We start from the raw sequence: 20,689 nt of genomic DNA, 5'->3' as shown, positions 1-20,689 counted from the left end.
TAAGTCATTTAAATTTTAATTCACTATAGCTACGGCATTTTTTACTAATTTGGTAATATCGAAAGGAAAAATCATGGAACAATTGATTGTTTTCGTAATAAGTAATTTTACACTGACCTTTTTTATTTTAAGTATTGTATTTGCTGGAGTAACATTAGCGTTAAAAGCCAAACCACTTCATAAGGCCATGGTTATAGAAATACTGTTTTCCTATTTCTTGTTATTTAATATAGGGATTAGTTATTTCTATAACTTTATCATGCACGTATTTTTTGGCGAAATCGCTGCTCAGTTTATTGGCTGGTCGCAAAGCCCCTTCCAACTGGAAGTGGGTTTTGCCAGCTTAGGGTTTGCCGTCACAGGTATTATTAGTTTCTGGTGTCGGATTGGTTTCCGTGCCGCCACTGTCATTGCCCCTTCATTATTTTTATGGGGTGCAGCCGGTGGACATGTCTATCAAATGATTGTGGCTCATAATTATGAGCCAGGTAATACCGGCATTATTTTCTGGTCTGATGTATTTCTCCCTGTCATCGGTTTTGCATTGCTTTGGTTGCAATACAGAAATCCTGAAAATATGAACTCAGCCTGATGTAAAGAATGGTTATCAGGTCTATTGCAGTCTTTAGAAAGACTTAAGATTGATCTACTGTAATTCAGGAGTTTTATAGACATCCTCTGATTGCTTCACGGGTTTACGTGAAAAAAAAGTCCCGAAATAACTTAAGATGGACCTATTAGAAACGGCATCCTCCCCCTCTTCTACTTCAATAATTTCAGGCTTGGGATACACACTATTCTGAACCATTCTAAATCCCGAAAAAATACTCTTTAGAACCAGGGGTAAAAGACTCAACATTAGAAACATGCTGATTAAATTAGTAGATTCATTAAACAGAGAGTAATTTGCCAGCGACTGAAAAACAGCGATTATCAATGCAATTCCCATGGTATTGGAAATCAGTCTCGAAGCATTGATATTCCGGTTATCCATCGGTAAATCAGAGCTTTCGTTAATTTCATAAAATGCAATCCATAACCACAATAAGTCAAAAACGACACTATACCAATGTTGCTGATTCATTTCTGTGACATTTGCCCCAACTGTTTTAGCCAAATCAAAAGTCATTTTTCCGCTTTTAAGTGCCAAAGCCATCGTTGGTTTTTCTTGTGAGTTTGCTAAAGGCGCGAATTTCTGAACAAACAAACTTTTTGGGAGATTAATATCAAAGAGCTCATAAAAAGTTTTCTGGGAGTCAAACAACCTTCTTAACTGCTCTTCACTGATATTAGATAAACCATCTACTCCAGGAGCAAAAGTTCCATCGTCTGAATGGTGTGCTATCACCATATTGGAGCTTTTCATCATCATGACATCATTAGTACCATCACCATTGGCTACGACAAAATAATGATGATCCTTAAGATAACGAGCTAAAATACCTTTTCCTTCGGTACTCATTTCGGCAAAAATGATGACCGGGCGTTGGGTCTGCTCTCTATCCATCAGTTTTTGAAATCTTGCCAAAATCGCTTCATTGACACCAGAAAATATCACCGTAGTGTCCGGTGGATAATATTCTTCATTCAAAAATTCAAGATCATGTTCTTCAACTTGCTCCGCACGAATAGTAAGAATGTTTTTTGCATTGTCCGGACATAGTACCTTGGCAATATTTTCTGCTGCTTTCGTTGTATCGCCAGTAGCGACAAATACAGGCACAGATACCTCTCGGCATTGAGCAATAAATTTTTCTGCCCCTTTTTTTACAGGATTATCAATAATAAAAGTACCGTAATACACCAAATTCCTGAGCAGGGCCGTATTTTCCAAAATAAAATGTTCAATCTCTTTTTTATCATCCTTATTAAATAATTCTTGCAAAATTAAAAAATCTTGCTCACTAATCTTGCTTCGACCTAAACACCAATCACGGGATAATACTGCCGTACGGCTTTGCATAGTGGTATAGGCTTTGAGTAAAGGAGTTTCTTTAAATGCCTCCTGTTTCGGCACCCCGCAAAAAACAAGGTAGTAATCTGTGTCATCCTGAACCAGAGTAAAACGCCCACCAAACGTACGGTATAAACCCAGATGAAACGTTTCAATTTCTTTCTTAGCCTCTTTGATAGTAATCACTTTTTTAAAATGATTATTACCATGAATAGCAACCTCCAAACATTGCTGATTATCCAATAAAGATTTGAATAATCCCAAAATGGCATGCTCTTCCGGTTCTAATTCTTTTTTATTATTGGTAAAAGCGTTGCAAAATACTTCAAAAGACTCAAGCCATTGCATTTCTTCTGGTAGCAGTAAGCCCTCTTTTTCTTTCAACACCTGCTGCACTTCAGCGGACATATCAGTTGTCCATAAACCCAATACATCCATTTTAGTAGTAGTGAGAGTACCAGTTTTATCTGAAATAATTGCCACTCCATTTGGAAATCTGTCGCGATAATAACCACCCAATGCATTACATAAATCAACCACACGAAGAGCATCTATAGTCTCGAAGGGCTGTTCCTCCAGATTGCTATTCAATTTTTTCATCAAACGGCTATTCACCGTTTCTCGCAAAAAAGCTTCGGAAAACGGAATCATCGTTTGAAAGAGTGTGAACATAAGTCTGAGAGTTTCTGCTGGCATTGCAGTAATGTCTCTTTGTAAAAAGGCTGCCATTATAATGGAGCCTAAAATAGAATATAAAACACTCCTTTGTTTTCGTTCGGCAATAATCTCATTAATAACTGCTTTTTTCTCATAATTACTGCTTAATAGAAGCTCTTTCTCAGGTTTAATTTGAATAAAAATATTATCATTGCCATATAAGTTTAACTTATCACCAACCAATACCCCAGCCTGTTTGCCATCTCTGACTGCATGCAAATCCACTTTTTTATAATGAGAAGTAAAATCGGGTTTGGTTTGATGTTCTATCCAAACATCTTCCCCATTTTGAGCTTTAAGATTAACGCTAAATTTTTTTTGTTCCAATGTTTGAGTAAAGCGTCCTTTTAAATCACGCTGTAAAGCAACCAGCTCCCCAGAAACAGGGACACTAGCCAAATCTATGCTACTATCACAATACACCAAATCTCCTGTACGTAATCGATACCTGGGGATACTTACAAATTTTGCACCATCCGTTGTAAATCTTAAAACCTGATGTAATTTATGATTGTATTCGTAATCATGCTCAAGCTTTTCTTGCTGTAGACGCATTTTGTTTATAGTCGATGGCGCCAAATCAGCAAATAAGGCAGGCAAGTTACGAAATTTCTGCACAATTCTATCGGCGTAACGAATATTGTGAGCAATCAGCCCCAATTGAAATGCACGAGAACTAACCATCAACTCACTGGCAATAAAATGATTGATTTGAAAATACAGATTGGATACCGGTGTAAGCCCGCTGGAAATCACTGCTGTATCCGAACGTTGAGCTCCTCGATTGTATTGAATTCGAACTAAAAACTCCTGGATTTTTTGTGTTAGATAAGAAATCCCACTCGGGACTACCAAAGCACTGGTTCCCAGTCCAGCAATTAATGAATATTCATCAGAAATACTGTCATTTAATAAATAAGTGGTGCTCTTGAAAACTGAACTGTACATATAAGTGATTGCCATGATCTCACTGGCTACAGCAGCAGATAACTCAACCTGTGAAGTAAATTTCTTATCAGTTATCCGGTTTAAAGCACAATACCCTAATATGGCTGCACCAAAAAGAAATTTGAAAATAAAATCATACTCTGGGCTTCCTGTTTGATATTCGCTCATAGATTGAGTTAGATAATCACCTAGAAGTAAAGCAGCCCCAGAAGATATCGTTGGCCAAATGTACTTTTTAAAACTACCCCAATCCATAGAGTCTAAAGAAAAAGTCATGGCCAGAGTGTTATAAAGTTCCTTGACTCGCGTAGAGAGAAAACTCCCTATTCCTTCTACAGTACTTCTGAGATAATAAGTTCGATCCGGTTCAGCACCTCGTACCAATTGAAGCGGTAAAGCCCTATTCTCTTTAGGAGTGGATTTTCGCGATTTTTTTTCAGTGGTTTTCAATATCTTCATGTTATCAATCCTTTAGTACACCAAGAACACTCTATTGGAACTTTAGAAATCAACCTGATAATTAACTTATCTCTATAAAAGTTCAAGAGGATTTGAAAAATAATTACAACGTGGTATAGCAAGTATCAAGGATAATGCAGGACTTACGCAAAGCACCAAGGTCAAGGTAAAAAAGGTTTTTAATGAGAGAGTTTAGATAAAATTAAAAAATTTTTTAACGAAGAAATTGGGGTTTTTCATAAGTCCTGTAATGATAAAAATCTTATCGATTAATCTGATCCTTTAGTCAGAGCAATGACTCGCCAACTTGTTTTAGGCAAAAAATCCGGCTCCATTGTAAACAGATAGATATGATCATTTGGATCAATGGCAAACAGAGGGATGCATTGCTCTTTGTGTTGCTCAAGATAATTATTATAGGTAAATTCATCAGTAAGCATCGTTGTTCTTATCTTTGCATTACTACTTAAGAGCCTTTCCAAATCCTGATAAGTCACCTGGCCAAACAGGTTACGTCCTTCATATTTAAACGTGGATCTGTCTCCTGTTTTTCCGCTTTTGGATTTTTCATTCTGCAGAGTGTATATGGCGTTTGCACCAAATTCTAAACGGTAATGAGCTGCCACAAGCGCGTTCAGTTCTACAAAAGGAGTAATAATCAATAAATGACCAATACCAACGAGATTAAGGTGGCGTTCAGCATGTTTTGAAACAGGATTGCCCCAGTAGGTTATTAAACCTTTCATTTTTGCCGCGGAAATACTTGTGCGGTCTTCATCTGCAAGACAAACCCTGAAACCATTCTCTACAAGCTGTGTAGCAATTGCTCGAGCAACAGCATTAGCACCAACAATGAGAAACCCTTTAGGCTCTGGTTCATTTACTTTAAAAATTTTGGCAATTGTATTGGCTGTAACACATTGAAGTAACACGGTTCCAATAATCATTAAAAATGTTAACGGAACCATTTTATAGGCATCGGAATATCCAAGTGCTTCCAGTTTAATAGCAAATAAAGTAGAGATGGCCGCTGCCACAATTCCGCGAGGTGCAATCCATGCCACAAGATTGCGTTCCGCGAAACTCAGTTTCGAACCAAGTGACGATATATGCACACTTAATGGCCTGATAAATAGCTGAATGGTTGCAAAAAGTATTAACGCAGGCCATCCCAGTGCAATTAAAGAAGAAAAGTTAATTCGAGCCGCTAAAAGTATAAAAAGGATTGAAATCAAAAGAATACTTAACGTTTCTTTAAAGTTTAAAATATCCTCCAGCTCAATCCCTTTCATGTTGGCTAACCAAACCCCCATTACAGTCACTGCAAGTAACCCTGATTCTGACTCTATAAAATTGGATAAAGCAAAAACAGCACAAAGAAAAGTTAAAGTTGCAAAATTATTTAAATATTGAGGAATCCAGAATTTTCTAAGAATAGTACCTAAGCACTCTCCTCCAATGATACCCAGAGCCACTCCAGTCAGTAATACTTTCCCAAAAACATTAAGTCCCGCCATAAATCCACCTGCTATATCTCCCGCAATGATGAATTGATAGGTTAAAACAGCAAGAATGGCACCAATAGGATCAATTAATATACCTTCCCAAAGCAAGGTATTGGCAATATTTTCTTTGAGATGTACTGTTCTTAGCATTGGAATAATCACTGTTGGGCCAGTAACTACCATCAAAGAAGCGAATAAAAAACTAACTTCCCAGGAAAAGTTCAATATGATATGTGTTGCGAACGCTGTAATAACCCAGGTAATTAGTGCGCCAATAGTAATCAAATTCCTGATAACATGCTGAATACCCGAGATGTCATGAAATTTTAATGTAAGACTTCCCTCAAAGAGTATGACAGCAACAGCAAGCGATACAAAAGGAAGGAGAAAATCACCCAGCAACTTGTCCGGATTTAACCAGTGTAATGTAGGACCAGCTAATATACCCATTAATAATAAAAATAAAATAGCTGGAAGCTTTAAGCGCCATGCAAGCCACTGACAAAATAAACCGGCAATGAGAATCATGGATATAACAAAAACAGCATTTTCAAGCATACCCCACTCCATCCCATAATCATAAAAATAGTGGTACTTTTAAAAGCTCTATTTATGCCTACCCTAGTCAGGAGCAATGCATTTTAAACAATAAGCAGAAGAAACTTCTCTTTCAGGATACCCTTCCTGAATTCGAGAATTAGAATCTGTCTTTGTGAATAGTTTGCATGTGTTTATCATAATCACACCTAACTATTGAGTGACCATTTCTGTTTAAGATCACTTAATGTGCCGTTTCCTATCAATTCTGACAAAATGTTATTGACTTGTTCTCTAAGCTTAAAATTATCTTTAGCAAATGCAATACCTAATTTTTCATGCGTCTCCGCCTGTAAGGGAACAGTTAATCCTGGATAATTTTGAATGAGATAAGAGATAACGGGGTATAATTTAATGACTAAACCAATTTTTCCAGCCGCCAAATCTCGAATAGCCAACTCTATTTCATTATAGGCATAATATTTAATATCACGAAGTATGTTCCTACGTAATAATTCCTTGGCCACTTCGTCTGATGTATTCCCTTTCTGTATGCCTGCAACCAGCCCCCTTAAATCGTCAAAAGAGTTAACCTTTGGATTTAATTCAATATTAACAGCAATTCCTTGATTAAATTCTAAATAAGGATCTGAGAAAAGCACCAGCTTTGCACGGTCTTGGGTAATAGTTGTTCCAGAAATAACAACATCATATTCTTTATTAGCCAAGCCTAAAAATATATCATTGAAATTTTCTCCCTTATATTGGATTTGGACGAATTCCAAATTCAAGATCTGACAAATCTCTTTCATTAAATCACCATCAAAACCGCTACTATTTTCAATATCAAAAGGTGGGTCAGGATAAGCGGTAGCCACCAATAATTTTCCAGATCTCAAAGTCATAACGTAAGTAATCATTGATAATTATTTATTGAGTATAGATTAAACAGAACAGAGTTACAGTACAGGACTGTTTTTGTAATATCGCTATACTCTCTCAGGAATTACCGAAAAATCATGTTGCACTGTGTACTTGCCCCTTTATTTATGTCAATAATCTATCTATGTTTGCTGCAGCAATCTGATTAGAGTTGATCCTGTGATCAATAGTTCAAAGTAAAATTATTTAGATTGAAATAGATAGCTTATCGTTATGGGATTGTTTGAAGCGAAAATTGAGATGATTTCAAGCAAATCAGCCTCAATTCGCAGCCAAATACTCCCTTGGCGGTAAGCTCTAAATTAACTTAGGCCTACATTATGAGAATATTTTCAAAATCTAAAGCCATCCCTTTAACTAGCCTTGAAGCATTTAATATATTGAGTACATCGAATGATCTGGAGAACATTGCAAAGATTCTATTTCATTTTAATCAATTGGTTGATATCAACAAAAGTACTCTAAAGTCTCTTCATAGGTCCGATTCAAAAATCACTAATAATCAAAAGTTCCTTAAAGAGATGGATGCCTGTTATTGTCGATTAAATAATGCCGTTAAAAAAAATAAACCTTATCCAACTTTATTCGGTGATCTTTGTTTATTAAAAGAGCATCTGCAAGTCATTCTATGGTACTATCAGAAACAGATAGAAAAACATCAGCCAATAGCAAAAAGTTATTTACGCGAGATAGTAAAAAACAGGAAATTTTCAACTCTAAAGTCTGATATTTCACATGGTGATAAACCTCTCCTCAGTAAGAAAGATTCTCATATTTTAACTAAGTACACAATTAATTTTTGTGCAAAAGACATCATGCAGAAGGATATCATTACGATTGGGGACTTTGTATTAAATCCATTTTTAGCTGATCACAAAGACGAAATAAATTTTACTTATTGCAAATGGTAATTTGTATGAATACAACCAGCCAAAGCAGGTCGGCTCTCTTTGGTCCGACACATCCAATATCTCTCCCCTGTGTTAGCTCATTTTTATTCAATCCCAATTGCCCTGCCATGAGATCCAAAATAAAACTATTACCCTATAATTAAAAAGAGAGATAATTCTTCTTAAAGTTGAACTATATTCATAGGGAATTCATACATGAAACTAATAGTACTTATCTTTTTGTTTATAAGTAATTTTCTTGTTTATAGTGAGCATCTCAAGGTAGGTGTTTTACAATTCGCCCCGCCTTTTTCATCAAAGTCAGACAAATCAAATCATTATTATGGTTTCGTCATTGATCTTATGAACGGTATATGTAATCGTTTGCAGGAAAAATGTGAATACATCCCTATTCCCAAAGAAGGTGAGTTAAAAGGTCTGGATCAAGGTATTTTCGATATCACATTCAGCCCAAACCCCATCAACACACCATTGCCTGATAAGTATTTATACAGCTTACCGTACTTGCCAAGTAAAGGTCAGTTTCTAAGCTTAAAAACCAACCCTGTTAATACCTTGAATGATATTAATTTTAAAAAAATTGGTTTCTTTCGAATTAATTTTCAGCAGTCCCCTCTTTTAAAAAAATATGATGCAACCAATACTCTTATAGAATTCACAGATCCTGCTGAATTAGTCAATGCACTGATCTCTAAAAAAATTGATGTCATCTTAATAAACGATCAGGCAGCACGATATATTGTGGATAATTTAAGTTCGCCTCAAGACAATAATTTAAAACTGGTTGGCGATAAAATCTCTATAGGGAGCGGTTATGGAATCATAACCTTGAAAAGTAAATCAGCATTAATAGATCAAATAAATAATAGCTTATTACAGATGGAAAAAGACGGGTCTTACTTGAAGCTCTACAATGAGTATTTTGGGTCAAACCCTACGCATAAACTCCAACCCTAGCAGTTGTTATCATTAATCATCTATGTTTGGATGCGTATTAAATGTGAGTTCGATATCAAAAAATAATTCTATTTTTTGATATCGAACTAGATGATTACAACAATCTGGATGCTTCTGACAGGTCCATCCAGACTGCTATATACCTATGATGAGGCACTTAAGCCATATACCTGGATTCTTTCACCAAGCTTATAAATTGTTGCAACTCACACACAGAACCACCACAAGCTGGAATAGAAACCGGATTACCATTGTAGGTGATTTTTACTGTGTAATAATTTGAACCATTATCATAGAGAGAGAAGTTCACATTTGATGCATATGGGGGAGATTTTTCCAAAGGAGTACCCAGGAAGCTTAGCGCGCCGGCAATTGTAGAGTCATGAGCAGATAATAAAACATATTTTAGTTTAGAGTGTTGCTGAGCTCCCTTACTAAGATAATTGGCGATATTAGTCATTAATTTTGTGCTGTAGGCATTTGCTATCTGTTTTGGCTTTTCTTGTGACATAAAAGCCCACTCACTGGCATTGATAATTATTTTGATATCATTAGGAGTTAATCCATCAGGCATTGGTACCTTACGTGTTTGATGAACGAATAAGGTATCACCTACTATTTCCAGGTCTTGCAGATTCTCGATGTTGACCCCTGTCAGACGACTCCAAAGTGGATATTTATCTTTTAACTCATTATTTTTTTGCTGCCACTCCTTTGTTGAATAGACATATTGCTCCATGAGTTTTTCACGTTCCTTATAATCTATTTGTTGAATAATAACTTCATCGTATTTAGCTGGTGCACTAAATACAGGTATGGGTTGAAAAGAATACGGCAGAGCAGAGGATCCTGAAGAGCTTGTCGGTCCTGTTCCAGGTGGGTATAACCCCATTAACAAGGACTGGGCACTCATCAAGGTACGCTCATAATCAGTAGAGCGGACATACATCGTTCCATACTCATAGTGCTCAGGCAATAGGTGTGACTCCTCAATATATTTTTTACGGAACTCTGTACCCATTTTATATTCTTGCTGCATACCTTCTGCTGTGAGCTGACCAGGCCCTTCCTGCCATTGGTAATTTACGGTGGGCAAAATCACAATCGGTGTTCTATCACCATGACGAATAATATCGACAGCAAAAATAAGGGCATCTTCTGCAAACAAAATAGACGGCAGACTAATTAATAATGCAAAACTCAGACTCGTTTTATAACCCATTTATCCTACTCCTTGAATTAAAATATATTAGTGGTCTCGTAGGGGATTCCTAATGAATCATGTTGCCCTGCGTTGCCCGTGAATCTCGCACTATGAAGAACACACAAGCAAAAATCAAGACTGCAGTTTATTTACACTTGCAACCTATTGCTCTTGAAGAGACTAAGTGCAGTGAATCAATTAAAACCACATATGATCTAGAATTAAGAATAAGGCTCATTTTTCTTTGAAAAAGAAACCATTTAATATGGAGCAGCTATGGGCAAGTACACCTGCAATCAAATATATATTTATTCTTTATTAATTTATATTGTCCTTTTCCTTAATACCTGCTCATTTGCCTTTGCAAAACCTTCTTTAACAAATCAATTACACACCATATTAAAAGATAGACTCGCAGACTCATCAACTCCAGGAGCTGTATTACTGATATCAAGTCCTGATTCAGGCACAATTTCTGTTGCAGCTGGATTAGCAGATAAGGAAGAGAATGTACCTATGAATATTACGGATAGTTTCCGTCTTGCAAGTATGAGCAAAACTTTTCTAGCTGTAACTGTCTTGAAATTAGTAGAGGATAAACAGTTAAGTCTTGATGATAATATCGCAGATTTATTGCCGGATAGTGTCGATGCTGATCGTATTCCGAATGGGAATACAGTGACAGTGAAACAATTATTACAAATGCGTAGCGGGATACCTAATTATACGGACTATGATGCTTATAGTGAACTTATAGATTCTATGGCCGACAAGGAATGGACACCGGAAGAGTGTATTAAAATAATCTATGATAAAAAACCCAACTTCAAGCCTGGGACAGCTTATGAGTACAGCAACACTAACTATTTACTACTGCAATTGATTATCGAGAACGTAACAGGGGAATCTTACGCACAATCTGTTAAAGAATACATCTTAACACCCCTTCATTTAAAGAATACTTATATTGAAGGACAAGAATCAGACGACAATCATTATTTATCAACACATGGCTATACTCTGGAAGATGATAAAGTCGTTGACGTAACAAACTATGATGATGGTTTTGGGTTAGCGGATGGAGGGATGATTAGTACCGCTGAGGATATCAATCTCTTTGTTCACGCACTATTAAAAAATAAAACACTTTTGCCTCCAAAATATTTGAAAATGATGCTTACTTTTCCAGATGATTATGGGTTTGGAATAGGGCGCGAAGAAATTGAGGGAGAGATGGCATGGTCCCATAATGGAGCAAGCTCAGGATATCAAGGTCAATATTACTATTTTCCTGAGCGACAATTGACAGTCGTTATTTTAACCAATTATTTCGACAGCGATATCATCGAAGACATAGCCTCTCAGACTCTCAATGCGATTGAAGATTCAGAATAGCCGCTTAGGTATACTAATGGAAGTTCGCAAAAAAGATTATATAATATACTAAGTGAATATTATATAATCTTTTATTGGGGTAAATTATGGCCAATTACAAATTTGAAATATCAACAATGCAAAACGGCGATATACAAATATCCGCAAAACACAAATCAACAGGAGAAATACACGGCTATGTTCAAATCGCTTCATCCCCTAGATTGGAAAGCAAAAACCTGCTAGAGATAGACCAACTTTTTGTCAACAATAATACGAGAGGACATGGTCTGGGAAGCGAACTTGCATCAAGAGCCATCAAATATGCTCTTAAAATGAATAAAGGCATTCATATGATGATTCAACCAGGCTCGGATATGTTTTGGAAAAAATATTTTAATTCTCGTTTTGATGGAAAACGCATGACTTTATTTGGTGGAAAGTCCTTAAATACAAACTTAGTTGATGGAAAAGTGTTTGAAATTTCTAAAGAAAGTCTGGTTGCCAATTACAAGTTTCCTCAAGATAGACACTTACGCGATCGTGATATGGAAAAAATCTGCACTAAGCTCTCTGCTTAAACGGATGATTACAAAAATTAAAAATATATTGGATTAGTATGTCAGGCTCAAAGAGCCTGACTTCGTCGTATTGACTAGCTACAGATGCCATTAATAATACAATTTTTCAATTCTGTCGCAAATTGAAATTGATTGTTTTGATCATAGGTAACCTCCCAGTTAAATACCCCCCCAATATTTCCATAGGCTCTTGGTGGAACATAGGTACCACAACTGGTATTACTGGCAATTGCTGTTTTAAGGCATTGTATCGCACGTTTAATCGTACTGGTTGGTGTCACTGGTGAACCGTCGCTTTGGCCATTGGCATTTGGAGAAGGATAACCAATGACTACTTGAGAAGGTTTTAAATAGCTAATATAAGGTTGAAATCCTGTACTACGTCCATCGACTGTCGCTGGCCAATCCTCTAATAAATCAGTAGCCATGGCTACAGAAAAATCAGGTGTATTAGTTGGTGTAGGGCCATAGCACACCTGATCAATACCGAAAGCACACCCTGTATTATAAAGTTGGATACCCACCCATGCCAAGGCATGATGTGTTTGCATGGTTAAGGATGCATAATTTCCCCATGTTTGGTCGAAACCACTCGTTGCTGCCACATTAGCAACTTGAGGTGTCAAAGTAATTAACAGAGACGGATTTTGACTGTACATGGTATTAATAATGCTCGCTAATACAGCGATATCACCTTGCGGTTGAGAAAAAGTACCTCCACCGTTTATTCCATGTTCAATATCAATATCAAACCCATCAAATCCATATTGTGTGATTAATCCGTTTAAAGAATTGATAAAAGTTTGTTTAAATACTTCTGGTGAAGAGGCGGAAATCAATGCCTGATGAAAATCTACTGTGGTATTGGGAATACTGGTTAAGGCGCCCCCTAAAGAAAGAATCACTTTAATCCCGGCTTGATGAAGAGACTGAATATATTCTTTAGTCACGGTTTCAAAGGCAGGGGTAATCACGCCAGGAGTACTTGTGCCGAATACCCCAAAGGCAATCATCACATGAGTATATCCAGCATTGGCTAATGCCTGGGCTGTCGGAGGAGTTTTCCAACCAGGTATATAACCAATAATGCGTCCCTTTTCAGTAGCCGATTGAGACAATGTAATAGTCACTATTGCATTTGCCGTAGCAGTTAAAGGTTGGGGTGAAAATTGAACTGTATAGCCTGCAACGGCCTCACTTGAAACAGTATAAATAACCCCATCAGTTAAAGATGCCACGGTCGAACCGCTACCATTCGACAAATTGACTATTTGTTCTATTGCTTGCGAACTATCGTTGGGTGTTAAAATAATTTTTAATGATGTTAAAGAAGTTGGAGCACCATTCACATTAAGCGTCACTGCATCTTTAACAACCTGAACACATTGATAAGTTAAATTCGTAGTTGCTACATTGCCAGCACTTGCCACTAAGGAAGAAGGAGTGAACGTTGGTAAGCAATTGTAATCATTATAATGAATTGCAGGAGTTGAGAATTGGTAAGTACTTCCTTCCTTTAACTCAGAAACAGTTATGGTATTTCCCCAGATGACTGGCTGTGATTGAGAATTTCCTGATTGGCTTTGGGTGACCAGAACAGAAGGATTGTCATTGTAGTTAATTAATTCACCAGGCAAATCCTGCAAATGAATCTTTATTTTACCTGGCTGTTGGACTACTGAGTAATTAATAGTCGAATTCGCTGTTTGATTGGCAAGTACACTAAGCGTACTGGGATTGGCTTGTCCTTGATAAGCATTGCCATTGCTGTCTGTCACTGTTTCAGCAGAAATCGCATAATTTCCCACGGCAAGACCAGATAAAGTCTTTGAAGTTTCCCAAGGTAATTGCACATCACTGACCAATTGACCATTCATCGTGACATGCACAAGAGCATAACTTTGTAACACATTAGTTGGTTTCGTTGCTGCATTGATTAATTGAATACTTCCCGATTCCACTGGTGTGCTTAAATAAACGTTAGTCGTCCCTTCGATATGACTGTCAGTGGGTGCTCCGTATTTAATTGATATGGATTTTCCAACAGGTAACTTACTATTAGCACCAGGATAGCTGGGAAAATGCAGATTAAAGGCAGCTAAAAAATTGCCATTAGTTTGCGGTTGGGAAGAAATGTTTAACACATTATCAGGGTAAGATAATGGTGAAAAGTCACCCCAGAATGACGTATTTAAAGCGTCTGTTGTTTGAAAAGAGATGGTCGAATTTTGAAAGTCGACTGCTTGATTGCAGTTATTAGTTAGTTTTAAAACAATTGATTTCCAGTGCTGATTTCCTGTCGCAGTAAAAAGAGTGCTTATACAGGCAGTAGACTGAGCAATCGACGGTTGTATGAAAGAATGAGCGCTTGCATTGTCCGTAATCACTGTTAAAGTACCTATTACTAATAATAAATGCCGCATCAATCCCCTCCCACGTAAATGAAAAAAACTTCAATCTATCATCATTTTTTCTTATTTAACAATAAGCCAGATAAAAATCGCGGGTTTTTTACAATTAGATCTTTTTTTGTCCTGAATAAAAGGATTAAGCAACTTATAGAATAGACCTTTGATATCAAGTCAATAACCAGGAATTATTACTGCCTGCGAAAATAGGTTGTATATCAAATTTTTATTTCTCTGATTAATTTAGTGACAAACCTTTTTTCGTTAATTCAGACATAATTACTGTAATTGTCATATAATTATAGATATCAACCCGATATAAACTGACCATTTATTAAGTGAATATCTGGAAAGATGAGTGGATAACACTTGAAAGTATAAACTGAAATGAAGACGATATCAGGATATGCATTACAAAAGAAAATGCGACATAATCACAATAGTGACACTTATTATGCGTTAAGACAAAAAGATAAGTGTAAAGTCTTAGTGAAAATGCCTAATAATCATTTTTCTTCTTCTGAAAATTTAGCCAGTTTACAGCATGAATTTCACTTACTGAAACAACTTAATACCTCTGCAATCATTAAAGCCTATGATTTCCTGCAAAATACACCTGATCCAGTCTTAATATTAGAAGGAGTAGAAGGGCAATTACTCAGCACGTATCTCAATACCCACCAATTAGAAATTAATGACTTTTTTAAGTTAGCACTACAAATTGTCGATATCATAGGGGAATTACATCAATTAAAGATTATTCACAAAGCAATTAAACCATCAAATATCATTATAGATCCTGAAAAATTAACCCTTAAATTAATCGATTTGAGTGCTTCTACAAAACTCGCGGAAGAAACCTTTGATTATCTGGCTTACAATACCTTTGAGGAAGGTTTGTCTTATATCTCCCCAGAGCAAACTGGTAGAATAAACAGACCCGTAGACTACCGTACAGATTTCTACTCTCTTGGCATAACTCTTTACCAAATGCTAACCAATGAGTTGCCCTTTCAAACGATCGACCCACTTGAATTGGTGCATTGCCATATTGCAAAAACACCACCCCCAGTATTAGAAAAAAGACCAGATACACCAGGAATGTTAGTTGCCATCATTGATAAATTATTACAAAAAATGCCTGAGGAACGTTATTCAAGCATTATTGGTTTAAAATCAGATCTGAAAGAGTGCCAAAAACAATGGCTAAGTAAGGGTCGTATTAGTCAATTTACACTGGGCTTAAAGGATACAAAAGATTACCTCAGTATTTCACGCAACCTGTACGGTCGTGAAAAAGAAGTAGAGCTTTTGCTTGCCGCATTTAACCGAGTCAATGAAGGCACCAAAGAAATGGTGTTTATTACTGGTTATTCTGGAATTGGTAAAACCTCTTTAGTCCAAGAAGTTCATAAGCCAATCATACAGCGCCGGTGTTACTATATTCAGGGGAAATTTGATCAACTACAACAAAGTATACCTTACAGCGCAATCGTTGTAGCCTTTCAAAATTTAGTAAAACAAGTCCTTGCAGAAAATGAAGCAAGTTTGGAAGTCCTTAGGGAACAACTTCTGTTGGCTCTTGGAAATGTTGGACAGGTTGTAATCGACGTTATCCCAGAAGTTGAATTAATTATAGGTCAACAACCGGCTGTTCCTGAACTTAACCCCAATGATGCGCAAATCCGTTTTAATTTGCTATTTCAAAATTTTGTACGCGTATTTGCTCAGGCTACTCATCCATTAGTGATGTTTTTAGATGACTTGCAATGGGCAGATAATTCATCGCTCGATTTTATTGAAAACTTATTACAGGATGGTGAGACTAATTATTTACTTATTATTGGTGCTTATCGGGATAATGAAGTAAATGAGTACCATCCATTACAATTGACTATTAATAATTTAAGTAAGAATAATGTTGAATTTATTACTTTAAAATTGCAACCCTTACAATTAAAAAATATACAGCAATTACTGCACGATACATTTTCTGGCCCCTTGGAAAAAACGAGAGACTTTGCGAAATGTATTTTTGAGAAAACTCAAGGTAACCCTTTTTTTATTAATGAATTTATTAAAATTCTCTATCAGGAACAAATATTAAGTTTCTCTTATGAGCTCGGTGCCTGGGAATGGGATATAACTAAAATTCTACATCAAAGAGCAACAGATAATGTGATTGATCTTTTGACTGCAAAAATCCATTTACTGCCTACCACAACACAAGAAATTTTGAAATTGGCTGCCTGTTTTGGTCATCAATTTGATTTTAAAACCTTGCTCACTATTAGTGGCCTGACTATCAGCCAAATTGCAGAAGAGCTAGGCCATGCTATTAAAGCCAATTTAATTTGGCCTCTTGAAGAAACGTATAAAACAATAGGGTTAGTAGGATTAGAAAAAATTACTAATAACCTCAATATGAGTACCTTACATTACCGATTTGCCCATGACAGAATTCAGCAGGCAAGTTATGAACTCATTAATGAGGAAGACAGACCTTATCTTCATCTTCAAATAGGTAGACTGTTGTTAAAAGAAAAAACTCTTTCAGAGAATGACGAACATTTGTTTGATGTGATGAAGCATTTTAATCATAGCATTTCTTTAATTACCAGGAATAAAGAACGGCTGGAGTTGGCTAAATATAATTTATGGGCTGGCAAAAGAGCAAAATTAGCTTCTGCTTATTATACTGCCAATGAATACTTGTCCGCAGGTGTTGCCTTGCTAAGCCAAAATGCTTGGGGAAAAAACTATGATTTAGCCTTTCAACTTTATAAAGAATTAGCCGTGTGTCAATATCTGATTGGGGAATTTACCGTTGCAGATCGATATTTTACTGAACTGATAAAGCATGGAAAAAATGCACTCGATAACCTGGAAATTTACCGTCTCGAAATTGAAATGTTGTCCGCTTTAGGAAAGCATGCAGAAGCTTTGGAAATTGGTTTAAGAGCCTTGCGAAATTTTGGAATAAAACTACCTAGAAAACCAAATAAAATTAATATATTACTAGCAATTTACAAGATCAAATTTAAAACAAGAAACACTCCAATTGAACAGATTGATTTACCACCAATGACTGATTTACAACACATAGCAATAGCTGACTTAATCACACAGCTTCTAAACAGTTCGTTTATTATTAATCAACGATTATTTGTTATTCTGGTTTGCAAAAATATTAGCTTGAGTTTGAGGTATGGATATACTGAAAGTACATCAATGTGTATACCCGTGTATGCCTTTGTCATTATGCATTCACTTAATTTATATCAAGAAGCCATTTCATTTGTGAAACTCTACAACAATTTAAAACAAAAATATGGCGCATCTCATTTTGAAGGTAAGAACCAATTTGTATTAGGCAGTTTCATTGAACCCTATCAACTCTCTATTGGCAGCTCGAACAACACAGTAACCAAAGCATTTAGACTTTGTTGTGAAGAAGGAGATTTAGTATACGGTAATTACAGTAACTTATTACTGGTACTGCATTCTTTATCTGCAGGAAAAACGCTTAATGAAGCCAAAAATAATGTTCAATCTACTTTATCATTTATATCAAGAGTAGGTATTTCTGATTTTCTGACCATAACAAAATTTTGGAATTATTCTATTCAATGTCTGGAAAATAAAAAATCAGCCATGCTTGAGCAAGCTTCTTCTTTTGAAAAAACAATTACTAATGAAAAAAATAAAACGCAGTTAAGCTTTTTTTACAGTTCATTAACTCGAATTTACTATTTATTGGGAAATATTGAGGAAGCGATTTACGCTGGAGAACAGCATGAGAACTACTCAGATTATGATAAAGGGTTAATTAGCCATCTTGATGGCAAGTTCTTTTATGCCCTTTCTTTATTTTATCGTTTCTCAGAATTACCGCCGGCCCAACGTAAAATTGATTTAAAGAAATTGAAACGGCTAGGACAGTTTATCGAGAAATACGCCACTTGGTGTCCTAATAACTATAAATCTTATTCCTTGCTCATCGCTGCTGAATTTTCTCGTCTTAAACAAGAGACTCAGCATGCCCTCGCCCTTTATGAGCAAACTATAGATACGGCGCTCTCAAATGAATTAATTTTAGTTGCGGCTATTGCCAGTGAATGTGCTGGTCGTTATTGCTTTGATATGCACGCTGATCGGGCTACAAAATTATATCTGCAGAATGCCTATCAATATTTTAAAGAATGGGGAGCGACAACCAAGCTTCAATTACTTGAAGAACGCTATCCAACATTTCTGCTTCCCAATAATACTCCATTAATGAGCATGAATCCCTATAATGAAAAGAACACACAACATTTGGATATGCTGTCTATTTTAAAATTCACTCAACTCATATCGAGTGAAATTCGTTTAGATAAACTCTTGCAAAAATTTATGCTCATTGTGTTGGAAAACGCTGGGGCACAACGAAGTATTATTTTAACCCAGGTTAATAATCAATGGGTTGTTGAAGCTGAAGGAACTTTGGAAGAGCAAATCATTTATTTAAATACTCTTGCGATTGAGAACACCTCAATAAAATATCCCCTTTCTACTCTAAATTATGTTCAACGGACAAAAAAACCTATCATCGTCAATGATGCGACTCAATGTGAACTAACTTTTAAAGATCCGTATGTACAACAGGAAAAGCCTAGATCAATTCTTATGATGCCACTATTTTACCAAGGCCAACTTTGCCGAATATTGTATTTGGAGCATAAAAATAGCAGTTATACTTTTACAACAAATCATATTGATAGTTTGCAGTTACTGTGCTCTCAGGCAATGACCTCATTGGAAAATGCCAAACTGTACTATCAGGCCACACATGATCCTTTAACAGGATTGGCTAATAGAAATATGCTGTATGAAATATTCCTGCAAACTACGAAACAATTGTCTCGTTCTCAAGGCCAGGTCGCCTTATTATTTCTAGATCTGGATTACTTTAAAGTAATTAATGACACTTTAGGCCATGATAACGGTGATAAACTATTAGTACATATTGCCAAAACAATAGCTTCAACTTTGCGTGAAGGTGATATTGCAGCTCGTTTGGGTGGCGATGAATTCGCAGTGATGCTTGCTAATGTGACTTCTCGTGAGCAAATTACAGCTATTGTTGATCGAATATTTCATAAAGTATCCAAACCTTTACACATTGATGAGCATACATTACAGATCACAGCTAGTATGGGTATTAGTATTTCACCCACAGATGGTATTGACATCCAAACGCTACTGAAACGCGCTGATACTGCACTATACCAAGCAAAAGAAAGTGGCAGAAACAGATTTCATTATTATTCAGAACAACTAAATGAAGAGTATCAACGAATTCACGGTTTGGATAAAGAGTTACAAAGGGCTTATGATAATCAGGAATTCTTTCTCATGTATCAACCCTTATATGATATTAACCCCAAATATGACGTGAATACTAAGAAAATAATTGGACTTGAAACATTATTGCGATGGAACCATCCTCAAAAAGGCATTTTTGTAGCGTCCGATTTTATTAATACTTTAGAAAAAAGCCCATTAATTGTTCCCGTTAGTGAATGGGTTCTTAATACAGCCTGCAATCAAGCAAAAATCTGGCACGATAAAAAGATCTTCTCTGGTGTCATTGCCATTAATATCTCAGCAGTACAATTTATTCGTCATTCTTTGAGCGAATTGATTGTTAAGATCTTGGACGAAACTGGATTAAGCTCTTCATCTATTGAATTAGAAATTACAGAAACTGTATTTATTGCCTACAATGATAGTCTGTATAAAGAAATTAAAAATCTTCAAAATCTGGGAGTTAATTTAGTAATAGATGATTTTGGTACAGGCTATTCCTCCTTATCGTATTTAAAATATTTACCAGTAACCAAGATAAAAATTGATAAAACATTCATCAATAATTGTGAAAACAACTCCTTAGATCAAACGATTATCAGCTCTATTACTTCTATGGCCCATAAGCTAAATATTACAGTGATTGCAGAAGGCGTTGAAAATGAAAAGCAACTTAAAATATTGCAAAAACTGGGTGTGGATGGAATTCAAGGTTATTTTTATTCTCGCCCACTAACCATAGAAGGTTGTGAAGCACTTTTAAATAACCAATTGAAGTAACCATTCATGAAGCAATGTTTCAATTCGCAATTGCTGTGAATTTTGAAGTCTATTTGTAAAAAA

The 20,689-nt window shown here is 36.1% G+C and carries 11 protein-coding genes; 6 read left to right on the top strand and 5 right to left on the bottom strand.

The features are described from left to right. The first annotated feature begins 73 nt into the window (after nt 1-73). Nucleotides 74-592, top strand: a complete 519-nt coding sequence (locus tag ACZ5EK_RS05965) for a DUF6790 family protein (RefSeq protein ID WP_464431870.1) — start codon at nt 74-76, stop codon at nt 590-592. Between the two features lie 54 nt (nt 593-646). Here ACZ5EK_RS05965 and ACZ5EK_RS05960 read toward each other — a convergent pair whose 3' ends face one another. The 3 genes from ACZ5EK_RS05960 to ACZ5EK_RS05950 all read right to left on the bottom strand — a co-directional run bounded on the left by ACZ5EK_RS05960 (nt 647) and on the right by ACZ5EK_RS05950 (nt 7,025). Beyond that, nucleotides 647-4,078, bottom strand: coding sequence for an HAD family hydrolase (locus tag ACZ5EK_RS05960; RefSeq protein WP_464431868.1), 3,432 nt, complete (start codon nt 4,076-4,078; stop codon nt 647-649). 269 nt (nt 4,079-4,347) lie between these two features. Next, nucleotides 4,348-6,141, bottom strand: coding sequence for a cation:proton antiporter (locus ACZ5EK_RS05955; protein WP_464431867.1), 1,794 nt, complete (start codon nt 6,139-6,141; stop codon nt 4,348-4,350). A gap of 188 nt (nt 6,142-6,329) precedes the next feature. Then, nucleotides 6,330-7,025: an ABC transporter substrate-binding protein gene (locus tag ACZ5EK_RS05950; RefSeq protein WP_464431865.1), complete on the bottom strand. Its 696-nt coding sequence runs from the start codon at nt 7,023-7,025 to the stop codon at nt 6,330-6,332. A 357-nt stretch (nt 7,026-7,382) separates the two neighbouring features. Here ACZ5EK_RS05950 and ACZ5EK_RS05945 point away from each other — a divergent pair, with 357 nt between their 5' ends. Continuing rightward, entirely contained in the window at nt 7,383-7,973 is a 591-nt protein-coding gene (locus tag ACZ5EK_RS05945) for a lpg1124 family Dot/Icm T4SS effector (protein WP_464431863.1), read from the top strand. 195 nt (nt 7,974-8,168) lie between these two features. After that, complete coding sequence (locus ACZ5EK_RS05940) at nt 8,169-8,930, top strand: transporter substrate-binding domain-containing protein (protein WP_464431862.1); 762 nt, start codon at nt 8,169-8,171, stop codon at nt 8,928-8,930. Nucleotides 8,931-9,087: 157 nt separating this feature from the next. Here the strand turns inward: ACZ5EK_RS05940 and ACZ5EK_RS05935 are convergent, their stop codons facing one another. Then, nucleotides 9,088-10,152 carry a histidine phosphatase family protein gene (locus ACZ5EK_RS05935; RefSeq protein ID WP_464431861.1) on the bottom strand — a complete coding sequence of 355 codons (1,065 nt, stop codon included), beginning with the start codon at nt 10,150-10,152 and terminating at the stop codon, nt 9,088-9,090. Between the two features lie 258 nt (nt 10,153-10,410). On the opposite strand from ACZ5EK_RS05935, the gene ACZ5EK_RS05930 reads away from it, so the two are divergent. Further along, nucleotides 10,411-11,529, top strand: a complete 1,119-nt coding sequence (locus ACZ5EK_RS05930) for a serine hydrolase domain-containing protein (RefSeq protein WP_464431859.1) — start codon at nt 10,411-10,413, stop codon at nt 11,527-11,529. Nucleotides 11,530-11,615: 86 nt separating this feature from the next. Continuing rightward, the gene (locus ACZ5EK_RS05925; RefSeq protein ID WP_464431858.1) at nt 11,616-12,089 is read left to right on the top strand and encodes a GNAT family N-acetyltransferase; all 474 of its coding nucleotides are present in this window, start codon (nt 11,616-11,618) and stop codon (nt 12,087-12,089) included. A 74-nt stretch (nt 12,090-12,163) separates the two neighbouring features. Here ACZ5EK_RS05925 and ACZ5EK_RS05920 read toward each other — a convergent pair whose 3' ends face one another. After that, a complete protein-coding gene (locus tag ACZ5EK_RS05920; RefSeq protein WP_464431856.1) occupies nt 12,164-14,512 on the bottom strand; it encodes a glycosyl hydrolase family 18 protein in 2,349 nt (782 codons plus the stop codon). 372 nt (nt 14,513-14,884) lie between these two features. On the opposite strand from ACZ5EK_RS05920, the gene ACZ5EK_RS05915 reads away from it, so the two are divergent. Then, a complete protein-coding gene (locus ACZ5EK_RS05915; protein ID WP_464431855.1) occupies nt 14,885-20,626 on the top strand; it encodes an EAL domain-containing protein in 5,742 nt (1,913 codons plus the stop codon). The last annotated feature ends 63 nt before the right edge of the window (nt 20,627-20,689 follow it).

The sequence above is a fragment of the Legionella sp. JM-2024 genome, assembly GCF_055389095.1.
The sequence above is the reverse complement of the archived record's forward strand: the minus strand, read 5'-3'. Positions and strand labels throughout refer to the sequence as shown.